Source organism: Petropleomorpha daqingensis, from assembly GCF_013408985.1.
GTDB lineage: Bacteria > Actinomycetota > Actinomycetes > Mycobacteriales > Geodermatophilaceae > Petropleomorpha > Petropleomorpha daqingensis.
Genome location: NZ_JACBZT010000001.1, coordinates 3,685,012 through 3,703,483, shown reverse-complemented (window position 1 = coordinate 3,703,483; position 18,472 = coordinate 3,685,012). Strand labels below are relative to the sequence as shown.

The 18,472-nt window shown below is 73.4% G+C and carries 17 protein-coding genes; 4 read left to right on the top strand and 13 right to left on the bottom strand.

What is annotated here, in order from left to right; genetic code table 11:
* Positions 1-6: 6 nt before the first annotated feature.
* The 3 genes from gvpJ to GGQ55_RS18350 all read right to left on the bottom strand — a co-directional run bounded on the left by gvpJ (position 7) and on the right by GGQ55_RS18350 (position 1,996).
* The gene (gvpJ, locus tag GGQ55_RS18360) at positions 7-360 is read right to left on the bottom strand and encodes a gas vesicle protein GvpJ (protein ID WP_179722904.1); all 354 of its coding nucleotides are present in this window, start codon (positions 358-360) and stop codon (positions 7-9) included.
* A gap of 128 nt (positions 361-488) precedes the next feature.
* Positions 489-1,472, bottom strand: coding sequence for a patatin-like phospholipase family protein (locus GGQ55_RS18355; protein WP_179719170.1), 984 nt, complete (start codon positions 1,470-1,472; stop codon positions 489-491).
* A 68-nt stretch (positions 1,473-1,540) separates the two neighbouring features.
* Positions 1,541-1,996 (bottom strand): MarR family winged helix-turn-helix transcriptional regulator, encoded by a 456-nt coding sequence (locus GGQ55_RS18350; RefSeq protein ID WP_179719168.1) that lies wholly within the window; start codon positions 1,994-1,996, stop codon positions 1,541-1,543.
* 90 nt (positions 1,997-2,086) lie between these two features.
* On the opposite strand from GGQ55_RS18350, the gene GGQ55_RS18345 reads away from it, so the two are divergent.
* Genes GGQ55_RS18345 through GGQ55_RS18330 form a run of 4 tightly spaced genes read left to right on the top strand, consistent with a single transcriptional unit; the run spans position 2,087 to position 5,862 of the window.
* Complete coding sequence (locus tag GGQ55_RS18345; RefSeq protein WP_179719166.1) at positions 2,087-2,995, top strand: SDR family NAD(P)-dependent oxidoreductase; 909 nt, start codon at positions 2,087-2,089, stop codon at positions 2,993-2,995.
* Positions 2,992-3,882: an amidohydrolase family protein gene (locus GGQ55_RS18340; protein ID WP_179719164.1), complete on the top strand. Its 891-nt coding sequence runs from the start codon at positions 2,992-2,994 to the stop codon at positions 3,880-3,882. Before GGQ55_RS18345 ends, GGQ55_RS18340 begins: the two co-directional genes overlap by 4 nt.
* Positions 3,875-5,407 carry an acyl-CoA synthetase gene (locus tag GGQ55_RS18335; RefSeq protein ID WP_179719162.1) on the top strand — a complete coding sequence of 511 codons (1,533 nt, stop codon included), beginning with the start codon at positions 3,875-3,877 and terminating at the stop codon, positions 5,405-5,407. The genes GGQ55_RS18340 and GGQ55_RS18335 overlap by 8 nt, the downstream gene beginning before the upstream one ends.
* On the top strand, positions 5,404-5,862 hold the full coding sequence (locus GGQ55_RS18330; protein ID WP_179719160.1) for a MaoC family dehydratase: 459 nt from the start codon (positions 5,404-5,406) through the stop codon (positions 5,860-5,862). The genes GGQ55_RS18335 and GGQ55_RS18330 overlap by 4 nt, the downstream gene beginning before the upstream one ends.
* Positions 5,863-5,898: 36 nt before the next feature.
* On the opposite strand, the gene GGQ55_RS18325 is transcribed toward GGQ55_RS18330, so the two are convergent.
* From GGQ55_RS18325 to GGQ55_RS18280, 10 genes are all read right to left on the bottom strand, one after another.
* Positions 5,899-6,759 (bottom strand): PaaX family transcriptional regulator, encoded by an 861-nt coding sequence (locus GGQ55_RS18325; RefSeq protein ID WP_179719158.1) that lies wholly within the window; start codon positions 6,757-6,759, stop codon positions 5,899-5,901.
* An 88-nt stretch (positions 6,760-6,847) separates the two neighbouring features.
* Positions 6,848-8,536 carry a hypothetical protein gene (locus GGQ55_RS18320; protein WP_179719156.1) on the bottom strand — a complete coding sequence of 563 codons (1,689 nt, stop codon included), beginning with the start codon at positions 8,534-8,536 and terminating at the stop codon, positions 6,848-6,850.
* A gap of 143 nt (positions 8,537-8,679) precedes the next feature.
* Positions 8,680-9,723: an ABC transporter substrate-binding protein gene (locus GGQ55_RS18315; protein ID WP_179719154.1), complete on the bottom strand. Its 1,044-nt coding sequence runs from the start codon at positions 9,721-9,723 to the stop codon at positions 8,680-8,682.
* A gap of 65 nt (positions 9,724-9,788) precedes the next feature.
* Positions 9,789-11,063, bottom strand: coding sequence for a 2-hydroxyacyl-CoA dehydratase (locus GGQ55_RS18310; protein WP_179719152.1), 1,275 nt, complete (start codon positions 11,061-11,063; stop codon positions 9,789-9,791).
* Positions 11,060-12,139, bottom strand: a complete 1,080-nt coding sequence (locus GGQ55_RS18305; protein ID WP_218859337.1) for a 2-hydroxyacyl-CoA dehydratase — start codon at positions 12,137-12,139, stop codon at positions 11,060-11,062. Before GGQ55_RS18305 ends, GGQ55_RS18310 begins: the two co-directional genes overlap by 4 nt.
* Positions 12,140-13,372 carry a CaiB/BaiF CoA transferase family protein gene (locus GGQ55_RS18300; protein WP_218859336.1) on the bottom strand — a complete coding sequence of 411 codons (1,233 nt, stop codon included), beginning with the start codon at positions 13,370-13,372 and terminating at the stop codon, positions 12,140-12,142.
* Positions 13,369-14,547, bottom strand: a complete 1,179-nt coding sequence (locus GGQ55_RS18295; RefSeq protein WP_179719150.1) for a cytochrome P450 — start codon at positions 14,545-14,547, stop codon at positions 13,369-13,371. The genes GGQ55_RS18300 and GGQ55_RS18295 overlap by 4 nt, the downstream gene beginning before the upstream one ends.
* Positions 14,544-15,401, bottom strand: a complete 858-nt coding sequence (locus GGQ55_RS18290) for a PaaX family transcriptional regulator (protein WP_179719148.1) — start codon at positions 15,399-15,401, stop codon at positions 14,544-14,546. The genes GGQ55_RS18295 and GGQ55_RS18290 overlap by 4 nt, the downstream gene beginning before the upstream one ends.
* Positions 15,401-17,167 carry an ABC transporter permease gene (locus GGQ55_RS18285; protein WP_179719146.1) on the bottom strand — a complete coding sequence of 589 codons (1,767 nt, stop codon included), beginning with the start codon at positions 17,165-17,167 and terminating at the stop codon, positions 15,401-15,403. The genes GGQ55_RS18290 and GGQ55_RS18285 overlap by 1 nt, the downstream gene beginning before the upstream one ends.
* The gene (locus GGQ55_RS18280) at positions 17,164-18,372 is read right to left on the bottom strand and encodes an ABC transporter ATP-binding protein (protein WP_179719144.1); all 1,209 of its coding nucleotides are present in this window, start codon (positions 18,370-18,372) and stop codon (positions 17,164-17,166) included. The genes GGQ55_RS18285 and GGQ55_RS18280 overlap by 4 nt, the downstream gene beginning before the upstream one ends.
* Positions 18,373-18,472: the final 100 nt, after the last annotated feature.

The following is an 18,472-nucleotide window of genomic DNA, read 5'->3' as shown; positions in this document are numbered from 1 at the left end:
GACCGGCTACTCCTCCCGGCGGCGGCCGCGGACCGCCTCGATGACGTCCTTGACCTTCTCCGCGGGACCCTCGAGCTTCTTCTCCACGACGTGCTTCGCGGTGCTCTCGATCGCGCGTTCCCCGAGCTCCGGCAGCCCGACCGGCTCCTGGGCCGGCTGGATGTCGAGCCGGTCCACGGCCTCCGCGAAGCGCAGGTAGGTGTCGACGCTGGCGATCACGACGCGCGCGTCGATGGTGACCAGCTCGACGCCGAGCAGCGCGACCCGCACGTAGGCGTCGACCACGATGCCCTTGTCCAGGACGACGTCGAGGACGTCGGCCAGGCTGCTCGGCCGAGGTGCGCGGTTGACGGAGGACATGGTCACGGGAAGAACTCCTCGATCGCCGGCGTCCCCGATGCCCTACCCGCGTCGGGCTCCGATTCACCCTCGCGGTGTGGTCGCGACCCGCGCGTCGTGCGCCGAGGGTCGCGACGACGCGGCGCGGGTCAGCCGCCGTCTCCCCCGCCGAGCGCCTCCTTCAGCAGGGCGCGGGCGTCCTCCCGGGCGGCGGCCGCGCCGGCGGCGAAGAACGACTGCTGGATCACCTCGTCCAGCCGCTCCCGGGACATCATGTCGTTGCCCATCGCCTTCTGCTCGGCCGCCGACGGCGTGAAGACGACGGTGCGGACGCCGGTCTGCTCCAGCGCCCGGACCTCGCGCTGGAGCAGCCGCGCGGAGTACCGACGGGTGGCGGCGTACAGGTCGGGGACGACGCCGGGCGGCCCGCTCATCGGCGAGACGACTATCGCCAGGTCGAGCCCGCAGCCGCGGAGCAGCGCCGCGTTGGTCGGCGAGTGGACGCCGCCGTCGACGTAGCCGTGCCCGCCGATCTCGACCGGCGCGAAGTAGCCCGGGACGGCGCAGGACGCCGCGACCGCCAGGTGCAGCGGTGCCGGCGGGCTGCCCGGGCGGCCGAAGACGACGCGCCGCCCGTCGCGCCGGCGGACCGCGCAGATCCAGAGGTCGCGCTCCGGCCAGGTCGTCGTCTCGAGCTCCTCGAGCGCGGCGAGCTGGGCGACGATGTCGTGCTTCCCCGGCGCGAGCAGCGCCAGCCCGGCGGCCAGCGGCCGGAACCTCAGCGGGTTACTCAGGGCCCGGCGCACCATGTGCCAGCCCGGCAGCCGCGCCGGGCGGCTGAGCAGCTCGAGCGGCCGGAACGGCGCGAGCTCGGGGACGTCGGTGCCGGCCAGCTGCGCCAGCACCTCCCCGTCGCCGGACAGCGGAGCTTTGACCGTCCACGCGGCGAGGTCCTCGGGCGAGACGCCGAGCCGCAGCAGCGCGCCCGTGATCGACCCCGCCGAGGTGCCGACGACCAGGTCGGCGGTGCGGGCGTCGAAGCCGACGTCGTGCTGGAGCACCGCCAGCACGCCCGCGTGGTAGGCCTGCCCCACCACGCCACCCCCGCCGAGCACCAGCCCGACCCTCGTCATGCGAACTCCGGAGGACCCGTGCGCGGCTCGTGTCCGGGGCTGGGACGAGAACGGATCCGGACGATTCCCTACCCCGCCCGGCGCGTCTCCTCACCGACGTCGTCCGGACCGGCCACGACGCGCTGCAGCAGACCGCGCAGCGTCTGCTGCTCCTCGGCGGTCAGGTCGCCCAGCTGCCGCTGCACCCCCGCCGCCGCGGCGGTGTCGGCCCGCCGGCGCAGCCGCACGCCGTTGGCGGTCGCCGCGACCAGGCGCTGCCGCCGGTCGGTCGGCGACGGACGGCGCTCGACCAGCTCCGCGGCGGCCAGCTCGTCGACCAGCGCGACGACCTGGCTGGGGTCGAGGCCCAGCACCTCGGCGAGGTCGCGCTGCGAGATCCCGTCGCTGCTGTCGTCGGCCAGCGTGAGCACCGAGTACTGCCGGACCCGCAGCCCGAGATCGGCCAGCGCGGTGTTCGTGGCGCGGACGACGAGACCGCTCGCCCGCGTCAGCAGGAAGCCGACGTCGTCGGTCAGACCCGTCATATCGGTGAGCTCCTCAATCGTTGACAATCTCCACGATATCGGCCTAGCGTCGGGTCTGGCAACGAGGAAGCTCACCCCAGGGAGTGCACGTTGGATCTCACCGGCAAGGTCGCCGTCGTCACCGGCAGCGGGCGGGGCCTCGGCCTCGCCTACGCCACCGAGCTCGCCCGCAGCGGCGCCGCCGTCGTCGTCAACGACGTCGACGAGGCCGTCGCCGACGCCGCCGTGAAGTCGATCGCCGACGCCGGCGGCACCGCGGTCGCCGAGGTCGTGCCGGTCGGCACCAGCGAGGCCGCCCAGGCCCTGGTCGACCGCGCGGTCGACGAGTTCGGCCGGCTCGACGTCCTGGTCAACAACGCCGGCATCCTCCGTGACACGACGCTGTGGAAGATGACCGACGAGCAGTTCGACGCGGTGATCACCACGCACCTGCGCGGCACGTTCACCTGCACCCGCGCCGCGGCGATCCGCATGCGCGAGCAGGGCGAGGGCGGCCGGATCATCTGCGTCGGCTCCCCCACCGGCCAGGTCGGCAACTTCGGCCAGACCAACTACGCCGCCGCGAAGGCCGGCATCGTCGGCATGGTCCGCACCTGGGCGATGGAGCTGGCCCGGGCCGGGATCACCGTCAACGCGATCGTCCCGGTCGCCGCCACCGGCATGACCGAGACGGTGCCCTTCCTGCAGCCCTACATCGAGGCGCTCAAGGCCGGCGAGCCGCTGCCGCCCTTCGCCCGCCAGCAGATGGGCTTCGGCACCCCCGAGGACGCCGCCGGGCTGGTCGCCTTCCTCGCCTCCGACGCCGCCAAGGACATCACCGGCCAGGCCGTCGGCATCGGCGGTGACCGGCTGGCGCTGTGGAGCCACCCGAGCGAGGTCGTCGTCGACTTCGCCGACGGCACCGGCTGGTCGGCCGACGCCATCGCGGGCATCTGGCCCTCGACGTTCGCCGGCAGCCTCCAGACCGTCGGCCAGCAGCTGCCGGAGCCCCCGAAGTGAGCGCCGCACCCACCGGGCTCGACCTCGACGCCCTGGTCGCCATCGACGTGCACGTCCACGTGCACGCCGACCAGCACGGCCACCTGGCCCTGGACGACGAGCTGAACGCGGCCGCCGCGAAGTACTTCAAGGGCGACCCGTACGACCCGACCGTCCCGGACATCGCCGCCGACTACCGCGACAAGAAGATGGCCGCGGTCATCTTCACCGTCGACGCCGAGGCGGCCACAGGCCAGCCGGCGCTGTCCAACGAGGAGATCGCCCAGCTGGCCGCCGAGCACCCCGATGTGCTCATCCCGTTCGGCTCGATCGACCCGCACCGCGGCGCGGCCGGCATCAGGGCCGCCCGCAGGCTGGTCGAGGAGCACGGCGTCCGCGGGTTCAAGTTCCACCCGAGCCTGATGGACTTCCTGCCGAACGACCGCGCCGTCTACCCGCTCTACGAGGAGCTGCAGTCCCTCGGCGTGCCGGCGCTGTTCCACACCGGCCAGACCGGCATCGGCTCCGGGCTGCCGGGCGGGCGCGGCATCAAGCTGCGCTACTCCGACCCGATGCTGCTCGACGACGTGGCCGCGGACTTCCCCGGCCTGACGGTCATCATGGCCCACCCCTCGGTGCCGTGGCAGGACAGCGCGATCGCGGTCGCCCAGCACAAGGCGAACGTCTACATCGACCTGTCCGGCTGGTCGCCGAAGTACTTCCCGCCGCAGCTGGTCCGTGCCGCGAACACCCTGCTCAAGACCAAGGTGCTGTTCGGCTCGGACTACCCGCTGCTGCGACCCGAGCGGTGGATCAAGGACTTCGAGGCCCTCGAGATCCGCGACGAGGTCAAGCCGCTGATCATGAAGGAGAACGCGATCCGCGCCCTCGGCCTGCGCGATGCGTAACGCCGGGCTCGGCTCGTGGCCGGAGCGCCGCCGGCGCATCTCACCGACGCGCGACGCGATCTGGTTCGAGGGGACGACGACGTCGCACGCGCAGTTCGCCGAGCGGGTCCGGCGCACCGCCGGCGCGCTGGCCGGGCTGGGCGTGCGACCCGGCGACCGGGTCGCGTGGATCAGCGGCAACCACCCCTCGGCGCTGGAGACGCTCTACGCCTGCGGGCAGCTCGGCGCGATCTGGGTGCCGGTCAACGCCCGGCTCACCGCCCCCGAGGCGCGGTACGTGCTCGGGCACTCGGGAGCGACGGCCGTCGTCCACGGCCGGGACCACGGGGTGCTGGCCGACGCGCTGCGCGACGTCGTCCCCACCTGGATCGCCGCGGAGCCGCCGGCCGAGGGCGCAACGGCCTCCCTCCCCTACGAGGAACTGCTGGCCGACGCGGACCCCGAGCCGCGCGACGTCCCCGTCGCGCTCGACGACCCCTGCCTGGTCATGTACACGTCGGGCACCACCGGCAAGCCCAAGGGCGCGGTGCTCACCCACGGGAACATGACCTGGAACGCGGTCAACCAGTTCATGGGCATGGACTTCAGCCAGGACGAGCGCACTCTCGCGCTGGCGCCGCTGTTCCACATCGGCGGGCTCAACGGCACGGTCAACCCGGCGCTGCTGCGCGGCGGCTGCGCGGTGGTCGTCCGCCGGTTCGACCCCGCCGAGACGCTGCAGGTCATCGAGGAGCAGCGGGTCAACTCGTTCTTCGCCGTCCCGACGATGCTCGACGCGATGTCGCGCCGGCCGGAGTTCCGCACCCGCGACCTGTCGGCCCTGCGCACGATCGGCGCCGCAGGCGCCCCGCTCCCCCTGCCGACGCTGCGCACCTGGCTGGACCGCGGCGTGACCATGCAGCAGGCCTACGGCATGACCGAGGCCGCGCCCGGGTGCACCGTGCTCGACTCTGCGGACGCCGAGCGCAAGGTGGGCTCGGCCGGCAAGCCGGTGTTCTTCACCGACCTGCGGGTGGTGCGGCCCGACGGCACCGACGTCGACGTCGACGAGGTCGGCGAGGTGATCGTCTCCGGGCCGAACATCATGGCCGGCTACTGGCAGGACCCGGAGAAGACCGCCGAGGTGCTGGTCGACGGCTGGTACCACACCGGCGACGCCGGTTCGCTGGACGACGAGGGCTTCCTCTACATCCGCGACCGCTACAAGGACATGATCATCTCGGGCGGGGAGAACATCTACCCCGCCGAGATCGAGAGCGCGCTGCTCGAGCTGCCGGGCGTCGTCGAGGCCGCGGTCATCGGCATCCCGGACGAGAAGTGGGGCGAGGTGGGCCTGGCCGTCCTCGTCGCCGCCCCCGACGCCGACCGCGACCCCGAGGCGATCCGGACGGCGCTGCGCGAGCGGCTGGCCGGGTTCAAGGTGCCCCGGCTGATCGAGTTCGCCGACGAGCTGCCCAAGACCGCCACCGGCAAGATCCGCAAACCCGACCTGCGTTCGCACTACCTGGAGGAATCCCCCGCATGAGCACCACCACGACCACCCTCGCCGAGCTGCCCTCCCTGGTCGGCGAAGAGCTGGGGACCAGCGACTGGATCGAGGTCACCCAGGAGCGGGTGAACCTCTTCGCCGACGCCACCAACGACCACCAGTGGATCCACGTCGACGTCGAGCGGGCCAACCGCGAGAGCCCCTTCGGCGGCCCGATCGCGCACGGCTACCTGACCCTGTCGCTGCTGATCCCGATGTGGTCGCAGGTCCTCACGGTGACCGACGTGAAGATGGCGGTGAACTACGGGCTGAACAAGGTCCGCTTCCCGGCCCCGGTGCCGGTCGGCTCCAAGGTCCGGCTGACCGCCACTCTGAAAGACGTCGAGGAGATCAAGGGCGGCTACCAGCTGACCGCCGCCGCGACCATCGAGCGCGACGGCGGCGACAAGCCGGTCTGCATCGCCGAGCTGGTCGTCCGCTTCCTCGGCTGACGACACTGCCCGGAGGGGCCTGACCGCCGTGCGCGGTCAGGCCCCTCCGTGCGCCGGGATCGTGTCGAGGACGGCGGCCGCCGCGGCGCGCGCCTGCACTTCGATCTCGGCGTGCAGCCGGTGGAACAGCTCCTGCGCCCGCTCGGCCGGCCACGGCTGCGGCAGCAGCTCGACCGGCAGCAGCGGCTCCTGCCGCAGCGCCAGGCGCCACTCCTCCTGCAGCGCCAGCTGGCGGCCGAGCGGATCGGTGTGGGCGCGGTCGGCGACCCCGCCGTCCCACCGCTCGAGGAAGCGCTCGTACCGGCGGGCCAGGCCGGGGATGTCCCAGACGTCGGCCAGCATCGCGGCCGAGTCGACCCCGGCCTGCGGCTGGGCGACGAAGGCCCGCACCTGGTCGGCGGCCTCCAGCCCGGAGAGGAGCTTCTCGACGTCGGGCACCGACGGCGCGATCCACAGGCCGCCCTGCAGCGGGCCGAACCCGGCCCACAGCAGCCGGGTGCGCAGCTCGTGCCGCTGCCGCTGCCAGGACTCCGGCAGGTGGAAGCTCAGCAGCGTCCAGCGCCCGTCCCAGTGCCGGTTGACCGCGCCGGTGCGCCAGATGCGCACGTAGCCCTCGTTGAGCGCCTGGACCGAGCTCGGGGTCAGGCCGTAGTAGACCTGCCGGCCGTTGCGGTGCGCGACCAGCCGGTCGCGCTTGACCATGCGGGCGATCGCCGACCGGGTGGCGTGCGGCGAGACCCCGACCCGCTCCATCGCCTCGATCAGGCTGGGGGTGGCGACCAGGACCGGCCGCCCGAGCACGTGCGCACCGTAGAACGTCAGCAGCAGGCTCTCGGGCCGCAGGACGACGTCGTCGTCCCCGCTGCTCGGACCGTGCAGGTCCGCGTCCGTCGTCATCCCCGCCATGATCGCGCAGGTCGGGCCCGGAGTGCAGCGGCGGCGGTGCCCCGACCACCCGGTCGGGGCACCGCCGCCGCGGTGGGGATCAGCGGTGGCCCGGAGGCGTGACCTTCAGGTCGGACCAGCCCAGCACCGTGCCCTCGTGGTCGAGGACGGCGAGGCGGTGCTTGGCCGGCGTGGCATCGGCCGGGAGCGACACCGTCACGGCGCCGTCCGCCCCCACCCAGAGCCACCCACCGAGCTGCCGCGCCGGCGAGTACAGCCAGACCGACACCCACTGCCCGGCACGCTGCTCGCCCAGATCCACCTCGACGTCGGAACCGGGAGCGGCCGAGCCTGCGGCCACGGTCACGCTGTCCCGCGTCGACGGCGTCAGCTCACCCGGGGACGCAGCGGTGGCCGCCGGGTACGGGTAGCTGCCCCAGTTCGTGAAGTCCCACGTGCGCAACGCCGGCGCCGGCGAGTACTCGATGAACCGGGAGTCGCCCGCCGACGCCGGCAGCGTCGCGGCGATCTGCTGCGCCCGGGTGTTGAGCGCGGCGGCGCTGGTGTTCGGCCACTCCCCCGTGTCGAGCCGGTCGACGACGGTCTGGAACGCCGCGAGCTTCTCCACCAGCGACTGGCTGCTGTGCCCCGGCCGCTCGATGAACGCCGAGCGCAGCAGGTTCTCGTTGCCGGCCGACCGCATGGTCTGCTGGTACGCGGTGTCCAGCGACACCGAGTCCGCGGAGTCCCCGATCGTCTTCACGCTGAACACCGGGGCACCCCCGGTCCGGCCGCTGAACGTGCCGATGCCCTCGACGGTGGAGACGGCCTCGGGCGAGGCGGCGAACCGGGGCGCGCCGGCCAGCGTGGCCAGGTCGGCCTGCAGGTCGAGACCGGCGTGGTCGTACCACCACTGGACGCGGTCGAGCGCACCCGAGCGCTGGAGCAGGTCGGCGTAGTCGACGTCGTGGTTCCAGGTGACCGGGCCGCCACCCATGATCTCGATCTCCTTGAGCACGAACTGCGGGTTCCCGAAGGCGAAGGAACCGGCGATCGCCTTGCCCTGGGTCTCGTAGTCGGTCGCGGCCGGCTCCGGGCCGGACGGCCAGCCGGTCGCCTGCTCGAAGGCCGCCGCCAGGACCAGCCGGGCCATGCCCTGCGGGGTCGCCGACGCCGTGCCGACGAGCTGGCCGAGCGCGACGTCCTGGTCGTAGGTCGCGCCGTACTCCCCGGTCGGCGAGTCCGGCAGCCCTGAGATCGCCAGCCGCGACGACGGGTCGACCAGCTGCTTGAGCGCCCAGACCGAATCGGTCTTGCCCAGCCAGCTGCCGATGACGCCTGCGCCGCCACCGGCGAAGGCGACGGCCGCGTCGAAGACGTCGGGCCGGTACTCGACCGCCATGCGCGAGACGAACGACCCGCGCGAGGCACCGAAGGCGATCGTGCGGGTCGGCTCGCTGGGCTCCCCGTCGGCCGCGGACACCGCCTTCATGAGCAGGCTGCGGGTCTCCACCAGGTTGTCGACGTAGTCGTGGAGCTCGTACGCGGTCTCGTTCTGGGTCCGCTGGTTGCCGCCGATCGCGTACCCGTGCGACAGGAACCACTGCCGCTGGGCGGGGTTCCAGTTGTTGAAGTCGAGGTCGAGCACGAGCGTGCCGTTCCACGAGGCGGGCTTGATCGCCTCGTAGACGACCTGACCGCGCTCTCCCTGGTGCAGGACGCCCTTGACGCTCACGTCGGTCGCGGCCGCGGCGGTGGAGGCGCCGCCGAGCAGCACCGAGGCGGTCACCGCCGCCCCCACCGTCGCACCGAGCCACCGCCGGCGAACCCTCGTCGTCGTCGTGTGCACAGCCTTCCTTCCGGATCAGGAAACGGGGTGTGGACGTGCGAGGGCCGGCCGGTGCGTGCGCACCGGCCGGCCCTCGGGGTGGATCAGGCGCCGCCGAGCAGCTGCTCGATCTGCGCCTTCTCGGCGTCGTCGACCGGCGTGGGCCGGACGAAGTCGCTCACGTTGTCGGCGTACGGCGAGATGGCGTCGGACACCTTGTTGAAGTAGACGTTGCCCTCCTTGGACAGGAGGTAGTTGGAGAAGAGCTTCCCGGCCGCCTGGCAGGGGCTCTTCGCGGACAGACCCAGGGCGATCTCCGGCCCGGTGGTGGGCGCGAGCACGGTGTCGTCCACCGGGGCGCCGGAGGCCTGCAGGCTCTTCACGATGGCCGCGACACCCGGGAAGCCGAGCGAGCCCTCACCGGCGGCGACACCCTGCGTGGCCGGGACCGCGGAGTTGTACCACTTGGGCTGGTTGGCGGCGACGGCCTTGAGGAAGTCGTCGCCGTAGGTCTTCCGCATCAGCTCCCAGAAGGAGAGGTTGGCCGGGGACGACGACGGCTCGGCGAACAGCAGCTCACCCTTGTACTTCGAGTCGCCGTAGGCCTCCCACGACGTGGGCGCCTTCTCCACCAGGTCGGTGTTGTAGACCATCGTGGTCGGCACGAGGCTGACCACGGGGGTGGCGCCGTCGTCGGCGGTGTAGTCGGCCGGGAACTCGCCCGGGAAGGCGGGCAGGCCGGCCTTGTCCACCGGCTGCAGCCAGCCCTTGCTCAGGGCGTCGGCGTAGAACGGCGACGAGGTCAGCAGGATGACGTCGGCGACCTCGGCCCCGGCCTGGGCCTCGCTGGAGTAGCGCTGGGTGAGGTCGGCCGACACCAGGCGGACGTAGGACACCGGGATGCCGTACTGCTTGGTGAACGCGTCGGTGACCGACTTGAGGATCGACTCGTCCGGCGCCCCGTAGAGCGTCAGGCAGTTCTCCTTCTTCGCGTCGGCCACGAGGGAGTCCAGCTCCGCCGAGTCCTGCAGCGTCGGTGCCGCCACGGTCTGGCTGCTGTCGTCCTTCCCTCCCCCGCAGGCGGTGAGGGTCATGGTGAGGGCGAGGCCCGCACCCAGAGCGCCGATGCTCTTCCAGGTGGTGCGCATGTCGTTCCTTCCTCTCGCGGCGGGTGCCGCGGTCTGTGCGATGCGAGGTCAGTGCGTGGGGGTCGTCAGCGGGAGCGTCCGGCGGCGCGCAGGGGCCCCCTCCCTTCGCGGGAGAGCAGTCGCTGCTCGATGAACCCGCTCACCGCCCGGTCGATGCGGTCGGGTCCACCGGTGCGGGGGTCGGCGTTGCTGGCGTGGATCTCGAGCACCGGGATGCCGGCGTCCTCGAGCGCCTTGGTGGTGAACCAGCTGCCCGGGACGTCGTCGGCGACCAGGTGGACGACGCCGTCCACACCGTGGGCCTGCGCCTCCTTGACGTACCAGTCGGTGCTCCACGGGGGCGTGTACAGCTGGTCGGTGAGCCCGGCGAAGCGGGCGGCCAGCGCGCGCACCGGGTCGGTGCCGTAGCGGGCGTAGCCGTCGGCGGCGATCGCCAGGTACATCGACCAGACGAAGACGGCGCCGTAGCGCTCCTCGAACCGGCGGTAGAGGCCGAGGTCGTACCAGAGGCCGCGGCCGAGCCACATCAGCCGCAGCCGCTCGTCGGGGACGACGGCCGCGCCCTGCTCGACCAGCCCGGCGACCTCGTCGTGCAGCCGGCGGGCGGCGTCACGGCCCCACTCGGTGCCGCGGTGCCACTGCGGGACCATGACCGCCGGGATGGTGTCGCCGACCCGCACCGGGGTGGGCCGGGCGGCGGCGATGAGGTCGCGGGTGCGCCGGTTCCACTCGGCCTGCTCGTTGACCAGCTCCATGACCGCGCCCAGCCGGTCGAGGTCGAGGACGCGCCCGGTGCGCTCGGTCAGGTAGCCGGCCAGATCGGTGATCTCCCCGGCGAGCAGGTCGATGCGCTCGGCCCCGAACGCCTCCTCCCAGCGGTGCGGCACGAGCTCCCACCACCGCGGCGGCGCCTCGACGGCCGAGGAGCGCTCCAGCGGGTAGAAGTCGGTGCCGGGCAGCTCGGCCCAGAGGTCGAACACCTTGCGGGCCGCGTCGCCGCTGTTCTCCGCCAGGACGACGGTGGGCTGCGGCAGGCCGCCCCACGGCGGGTCCTGCAGCGACAGCGAGCCGAGCGAGATCGCGTCGTACTGCCGGCTGTAGTCCGGGTAGCCGCGGTCGCGCAGCATCTGCAGGGCGTCGTCGGCGCGCTGCTTGGCCGCCACCACCGACGCCCACCACTGGTTGACCACGTACGGGAGGTCCATCGCCCGCAGCAGTTCCTGCGGCGCGTCGGCGTTGACCAGCACGAGCGGTTCGCCGGCCGCGGCCCGCGCACGGATCCCCGCGAACCACTCCTTCTGGTACGCCGTCGCGGCAGCCGCCGCCCCGAGCCGGGTCACGAGCGGCTGCCGATCGGCTGGGCGAGCGCGTCCTGCAGCTCGTCGGTCGCGATCCGGTACGGCTGCCGGGCCAGCAGCGCGGCGGGCACGTCGACCGCGGCCGCCTGAGCAGGGAAGTCCCACGCGGGGGCCTCGTCGTGCTCGCGGACGACGGCGAGCAGCAGGTCGGCCCGGGCGTCGCGGACGCGCTCGGCGGTGACCGCGGCCCGGTCGGCGATCGACGCCGTCGGGGCGGCCGGACCGCGGTCGCGGTAGGAACGCGCCAGGCCCTCGAGGTCCGGGGTCGCCGGGTCTGCGGGCAGCGCGGCGGCGCTCCAGCCGTGGTCCTCCCCCGCCACCAGGCAGCCGAGCTCGCCCTCGAGCACCCGGTACAGCTCGTCGGTGTCCTGGCCGCTGCCGGTGAGGAACACCCGTCGCCCGCCCGGGACCTCCGCCGACTCCGCCAGCAGCTGCTCGAGCAGCGGGACGACGTCGGCGGACGGCAGCGCCGTCGCCACCCCCACCGCGTGCAGAGCCGCGGTGCCGGAGCACCGCGCGGCGCTGATCTGCCGGAGCAGGGCCCGGACGCCGGCGACCGACCGCACGGCGGCGGCCAGCCGGTCCGGCGTCGGCTCGGTGCCGGTCCAGCCGGCGAGGGTGCCGGCCAGCTGCTCGAGACGGGCCTCGTCGTAGCGGGCGGTGTGCTCGGTGGGCAGGTGGAGCAGGTCGAGCAGCACCACCGGCGGCAGCCCGCGGGCCGGCTCGAGCCGGCGCAGCTCGCGCAGCGCGTAGAACAGCTGGAGCGAGGCCTGCGAGTCGCGCGAGACGACCACCCCGGTGAGGAACGCCAGGGAGCCGTCCAGCAGGCGGGTCAGCACCGAGTGGGCGACCGGGTCCAGAGCGGCGCCGAGGATCTCCCGCGCCTCGGGCGAGACGTGGTCGGGCGAGCCGTGCAGCCGGTAGGCCACCGCCCCGGCCGCCTCGACCAGCTCCGGGGGCACGTCCGCGCCGACGACCCCGACCACGGGACGGCCGAGGGCGCGGACGTGGTCGGGCCGCGCGGCGTACAGCTCGGCCAGGCGGTCGAGGGCGGTCACTCAGACCACCCCCGCGTCGACCAGCGCCTCGATGCGCTCGTCGGCGTAGCCGCAGAGCTCCTGCAGCACCGACCGGGAGTGCTCGCCCAGCTGCGGCGCCGGGCCGTCGAGGGTCGACGGGCTGCCGGAGAAGACGATCGGCACGCCGGTGCCGTACAGCTCGGTGCCGCCGCCCTCGGTCAGCCGGACCACCTCGCCGCGGGCCAGCACCAGCGGATCGCGGACGGCGGCGCTCGGATCGCGCACCTCCGCCGCCGGTGCGCCCTGCGCGTCGAGGACGGCGACCGCCTCGGCCACCGTGCGGCCCGCGGCCCAGTCGGAGATCAGCCCGTGCAGCTCGTCGGCGTGCGCGACCCGGCCGTCCCGGCCGGCGAACCGGGCGTCGTCCACCAGGTCCTCCCGGCCGATGGCGCGCAGGACGCCGTGGGCGAACGGGTCGACCGGCGCGCACAGCGCGAACCAGCCGTCCTTGGCCTGGAAGGTGCCGAACGGCGCGAGCCGCGGCACGGTCGCGCCGGTGCGCAGCGGCAGGCCGATCTGCTCGAAGGCGTCGAACGGCTCGCAGGCGACCAGCGACGTGAGCGCCCCCAGCATCGAGACGTCGACGTGCTGGCCGGCGCCGGTCCGCTGCGCCTGCAGCACCGCCGACACCGTGCCGATCACCGCGTACAGGGGGGCCAGCAGGTCGGCGATCGGCAGGCCGAGGCGCACCGGCGGCTCCCCCGGCGCGCCCGAGGTCATCATCACGCCGGACAGGGCCTGGACGATCGTGTCCATGGCCTTGCCGGTGCCGGGGCCGCCGTCGGCGCCGAACCCGCTGATCGACGTGTAGACCAGCCGCGGGTTGAGCCCGTGCGCCCACGCGGCGTCGATACCCAGCCGCGCGGTCACGCCGGCGCTGTAGTTCTCGACCAGGATGTCGGCGCGGCGCACCAGGTCGGCGAGCACCTCGCGGCCGCGCTCGTCGCGCAGGTCGAGGGTGATGCTCTCCTTGCCGCGGCCGCGGACCAGCATCGAGACCGACATGTCCTCCGGGGTGCTCCGGCGGACGGCGAGGCCCTCGTCGGTGACGTACGGCGAGTTGTTGCGCGCCGGGTCGCCGCCGCGGTGCGGGTTCTCGATCTTGATGACTCGAGCGCCCAGGCCCGCGAGCAGCAGCGTCGCGTACGGGCCGGCCAGCGCGTTGGTCAGGTCGAGCACGACCATGCCCGCCAGCGGCCGCTGCCCGCTCACGCCGCCGCTCCGGTGATCCGCAGGGGCACCGACACGTAGCCGATCTCGGGCATCCGGGCACCCTCCAGCGGGCCGTCGATCTCGAATCCGGTCGTGGCCGCCAGCAGCTCCTGCAGGGCGATCAGGACCATGAGCCGCGCCAGCGGCATGCCGGCACAGCGGTGCCGGCCGCGGCCGAACGCGAGGTGGGTGGCGATGTTGGGCCGGTCCAGCACGAACGCGTCCGGGTCGGGGAACTGCTCGGCGTCCCGGTTGGCCGAGGCGTAGACCAGGGTCACCGGCTCGGTCGGTCGGATCCGGCGGCCGTGCAGCTCGACGTCGTCGGCCACCGTGCGGGCGAACCCGCGGTAGGGAGTGTGCAGGCGGAGGAACTCCTCGACCGCGGCGGGCACCAGCTCGGGCTGCGCCCGCAGCCGGCTCTGCAGCTCCTGGTCGCGGGAGAGGTGCACGGCGATCGAGCCGAGCAGGATCGGCGGCGCGACCATCCCGACCACCAGGCTCTGCCGCAGGGCGCCGACGAGGTGCTCCTCGTCCAGCGGCTGCCCGTCGAGGCGCTCGGCGAGCAGCGAGCTGGCCGGGTCCTCCTCCACCGGCAGCGGGCTCTCGCGCCGGTCGCGGACGAGGTCGCGGGCGATGCCGTACATCCGCTCGCTCATCTCGGTGACGACCGGACCGTCCATCCGGCGCCAGGCGCGGACCCAGGCGGCCGCGGTCTCGGCCAGCCGCGGCGCGACGTCGTCGGGCAGGTTGAGCCACTCGGTGGTCACCCACGCCGGGAACGTGGCGCCGAACTCCTGGGCGACGTCGCCGTGCCCGCGCTCGACCATCGGCGCCAGGACGCGGGCGGCGTGCGCGCGCAGCCGCGGCTCGAGCACCGCGATGCGGGCCCGCTGCAGGGTGCGGTCCAGCGCCTTGCGGTAGGGCGTGTGCGCCGGCGCGTCGAAGTTCAGCGGCGGACGGCGCAGGCCCCGCGGGTCGCTCGGGACGACGGCCTTCACGGAGGAGATGAAGGTCCGGGAGTCCGCCGCCGCCGCGGCCACGTCGGCGTACCGGGTGAGCGCCCAGAAGCCGCCGTAGGCGTCGGTGTGCGCGACCGGGCACCGCTCCCGCAGCTCCGCATAGGTCGCCAGGGCGTCGTCCGGCGCGTCCGAGGCCAGGGGGTCGAAGTCGCTCATCGGACCGGCACCGGGATGGTCTGCAGCAGCTCGGCGGCGATCGCCCGGGCCTGCACCTCGACCTCGGCGTGCAGCCGGTGGAACAGCTCCTGCGCCCGCTCGGCCGGCCAGGGTGCGGGCAGCAGGTCGACCGGCAGCCGCGGATCGGTGCGGATCGCGCGCAGCCACTCCGCCTCCAGCGCCAGCTGGCGGCCGAGCGGGTCGGTGTGGGTCCGGTCGGCGATCCCGCCGTCCCACCGCTCGATGAACGTCTCGTAGCGCTCGGCGAGCGCGGGCAGGTCCCAGGCGTCGGCGACCATGGCCGAGACGTCGGTGCCGGTCGCCGGGAAGGCGAGGAAGGCCCGCACGTGCTCGGCGGCCTCGAGCTCCTCGAGCAGGTGCTCGACGTCGACGGTGGCCGGGGCGACCCACAGCCCGCCCTGCAGCGAGCCGAACCCGGCCCACAGCAGCCGCGAGCGCAGCTCGTGCCGCTGCCGCTGCCACGACTCGGGCAGCGAGAAGCTCAGCAGCGTCCAGCGGCCGTCCCAGTGCCGGTTGACCGCCCCGCTGCGCCAGATGCGCACGGCGCCGTCGTTGAGCACCTCGGCCGAGCGGGGGGTGAGGCCGAAGTACACCGGCCGCCCCTGGCGCTCGCTGACCAGCAGGCCCTTCTTGACCATCCTGCCCAGCGCCGAGCGCGTGGCGTGCGGCGAGACGCCGACCCGCTCCATGACGTCGAGGACGCTCGCCGAGGCGACCATCACCGGCCGGCCCAGGACGTGGGCCCCGAAGAACGTCAGCAGCAGGCTCTCCGGCCGGAGGCCCGGCTCGGATGCGTAGAGGTCGGCCTCGTCGGCCAGCACCGGGCTGGCCATCAGACCCCGCCGACCCGGGCGCTCACGCCCAGCTTGGACTTGCGCCGGGTGTAGGCCAGGACGACGACCAGCACCGTGGCCGTGATGATCACCAGCACCGTGGACAGCGAGGCCAGCAGCGCGAACGAGCCGCTGGTGAACACCTCGAGGATGCGGAAGCCGACCACCGGGTTGGCCGTGCCGGCCAGGATCGCCGAGGCGGTCAGGTCACCGACGATCCGGATGAACAGCAGCGCCCAGCCGGCGACCAGGCCGGGCAGCATCAGCGGCACGTACACCTTGCGGAAGGTGCGGAACTGCCGGGCGCCCGAGATCGACGACGCCTCCGGGAGCTCCTTGCCGACGCCGCTGACCGCCGCGTCGGCGGCGATGGAGGCCTGCGGCAGCTCCAGCGCCAGGTAGCCGATCAGCAGGATCAGCAGCGTGCCGGTCAGGTGGAACGGCGCCCCGGCGAGCAGCAGCAGGATGCCGACCGCGATCACCATGTTGGAGATGGCGGCGGGCAGCTTGATCGCCACGTCGATGCCCTTGCTCAGCGCGGTGCGCCGGCGGGCGACGTAGAGGGCGATCATCGCCGCGCCGAACATCCCGATGACGCCGCCGACCAGGCCGAGACCCAGGCTGTTGAGCAGCGCGTGCAGGGTGGTCTCGTCCTCGAAGACGGCCTTGGAGACGGCGGCGAAGCTCAGGTTCGCCCAGCGGATGTGCGGCGTCCAGAAGCCGTTGAGCGAGACCAGGACGAGGGCGACGATCGGCAGGATCGTCGAGACGATGACGTAGCCGAGCACGAGCACGCGGGCCGGCCACTTCCAGGCCTTCAGGTCGATCGTCTTGGCGCGGGCACCCTTGCCGGCCACCGTGGCGTAGCGGCCGCGCCGCAGGATGCGCAGCTGCAGCCAGTAGGCCAGCCCGACGAAGATCACGACGAACCCGGACAGGCCGATGGCGACGTCGGTCTGCGGCGGGAAGGTGAAGGTGAGCAGCTCGACGATGCGCACCGAGATGACGTCGATGTTCGCCGGCGTGCCGATGATCGCCGGGATCGAGAACATGCCGACGCCGAACCAGACCGCCAGCAGGAACCCTGCCCCGAGGCTCGGCGCGACCGCCGGCAGGGTCACCTTGCGCAGCGTGCGGAAGGTGCCGGCACCGGACAGCCGCGAGGCCTCCTCCAGCGCCGGGTCGAGGTTGCGCAGGCCGGCCGAGGCGTTCATGAAGACGAACGGGACGGCGTAGAACGCCATCACCATGATCAGCCCGTACCAGGAGTTGATGTCGAACGGGCCCTCGCGCAGGTCGACGCCGAACCAGCCCAGGGCGTCGCGGATCCAGCTGTTGAGCAGCCCGGCGCGCGGCGAGAGCAGCATCGTCCAGCCCACGGCGCCGGCCACCGGCGGCAGCAGGAACGGCAGCAACGGCAGGGCGTCGGTGAGCAGACCCATGCGGGCGTTGGTGCGCTCGTTCAGCCAGGCCAGGGTGACCCCGATGACGAACGCCAGCAGCGCGCTGGCGATCACCAGGATGGCGGTGTCGAGCAGCAGCTTGCCCAGGTCCGGTATGGCGAGCGTGCGGCGGATCGGCGCCAGGGTGAACGAACCGTCGACCCAGAACAGCCGGACCAGCACCCGGCCGAGCGGGACGACGACGATCGCGATGAGCACCGCGGCGATCACCAGGGTCACCGCGTCGAAGGCGCTGGGGCGCCGGAAGCGGCGCCGGGCGCGGGCCGGGGCGCGGTCGCCGACGAGGGCGTTGGCGGTGGTCACGACGCCGGCACCATCGCGGGAGCGGACGGCGCGGTCGCGGTCTGGGCGGCGGGCTCGGTCGCCCCGTCGACCGGCAGCACCAGCACGTCGTCCGGGTGGACCGAGACCCAGGCCGCGGAGTCGGCGGCGACCAGGTCCGACCGCGGGCTCCACAGCCGGACCTCGGTCTCCGACGTCCCCACGCTCACCACGTACTCGGTGTGCGAGCCGACGAACAGCGGCGCCTTGACCCGGCCGGGCCACCGGTTCACCGTCTGCGGCTCGTCGCGGGTCAGCAGCCCGCGCTCGGGCCGCCACATCGCGGCCGCCCGGTCGCCGACGGCGAACCGCCGGCCGCCCGTCGTCCCGACGAACCTGCCGTAGGGCGTGTCGACGACGACGCCGTCGCCGTCGACCCCGGCGACCGTTCCGACGACCTCGTTGATGGCGCCGATGAACCTGGCGACGTAGCGCGTGGCCGGTCGGTGGTAGATCTCCTGCGGGGTGCCCAGCTGGGCGATCCGGCCGCTGTCGAGCACCGCGATCCGGTGCGCCAGCTCCATGGCCTCGGTCTGGTCGTGGGTGACGAACAGGGCGGAGAAGCCGAGCTCCCGCTGCATCGACACCAGCTCGAAGCGCAGCTGCTCGCGGACCTTCGCGTCGACGTTGGACAGCGGCTCGTCGAAGAGCACCAGCTCGTCGTTGCTCACCAGCGCCCGGGCCAGGGCGATGCGCTGCTGCTGGCCGCCGCTCATCTGCCCCGGGTACTGCTTCTCGAGGTCGCCTACGCCGACCAGCTCCAGCGCCTGCCGCACGCGCCGGGCGACCTCGTCCTTGGCCACCTTGCGGCCGCGCCGGCTCTGCAGCGGGTAGGCGACGTTCTTGAACGCCGTCATGTGCGGCCACAGCGCGTAGGACTGGAAGATCATGCTGATGTCGCGGCGCTCGGGGGCGACCTCGATCCGCTCGGCCGACGAGTAGACGGTCCGTCCGCCGATCGAGATCGCGCCCTCGTCGGGCGTCTCGAGGCCGGCGATGCTCCGCAGCAGCGTCGTCTTCCCGCACCCGCTGGGCCCCAGCAGGACGACGAAGTCGCCGGGCGGGACCTCGAACGAGACGTCGTCGATCGCGTTGACCACGGCCCCGCTCTCGCGCCGGAAGCGCTTGACGACGTTCTTCACCTCCACGACCGGCGTCGTGGATGCGGTGGGCCTGTCGGACGTCATCGCGTCGACCTGTCTCTCTGTGCGCGTCGTGCGAGCTGGATCTTCGTGCGGGAATGCACACTGCCGGGTGTCGGAACGGTGACCCCGGTCACGGGTTCGC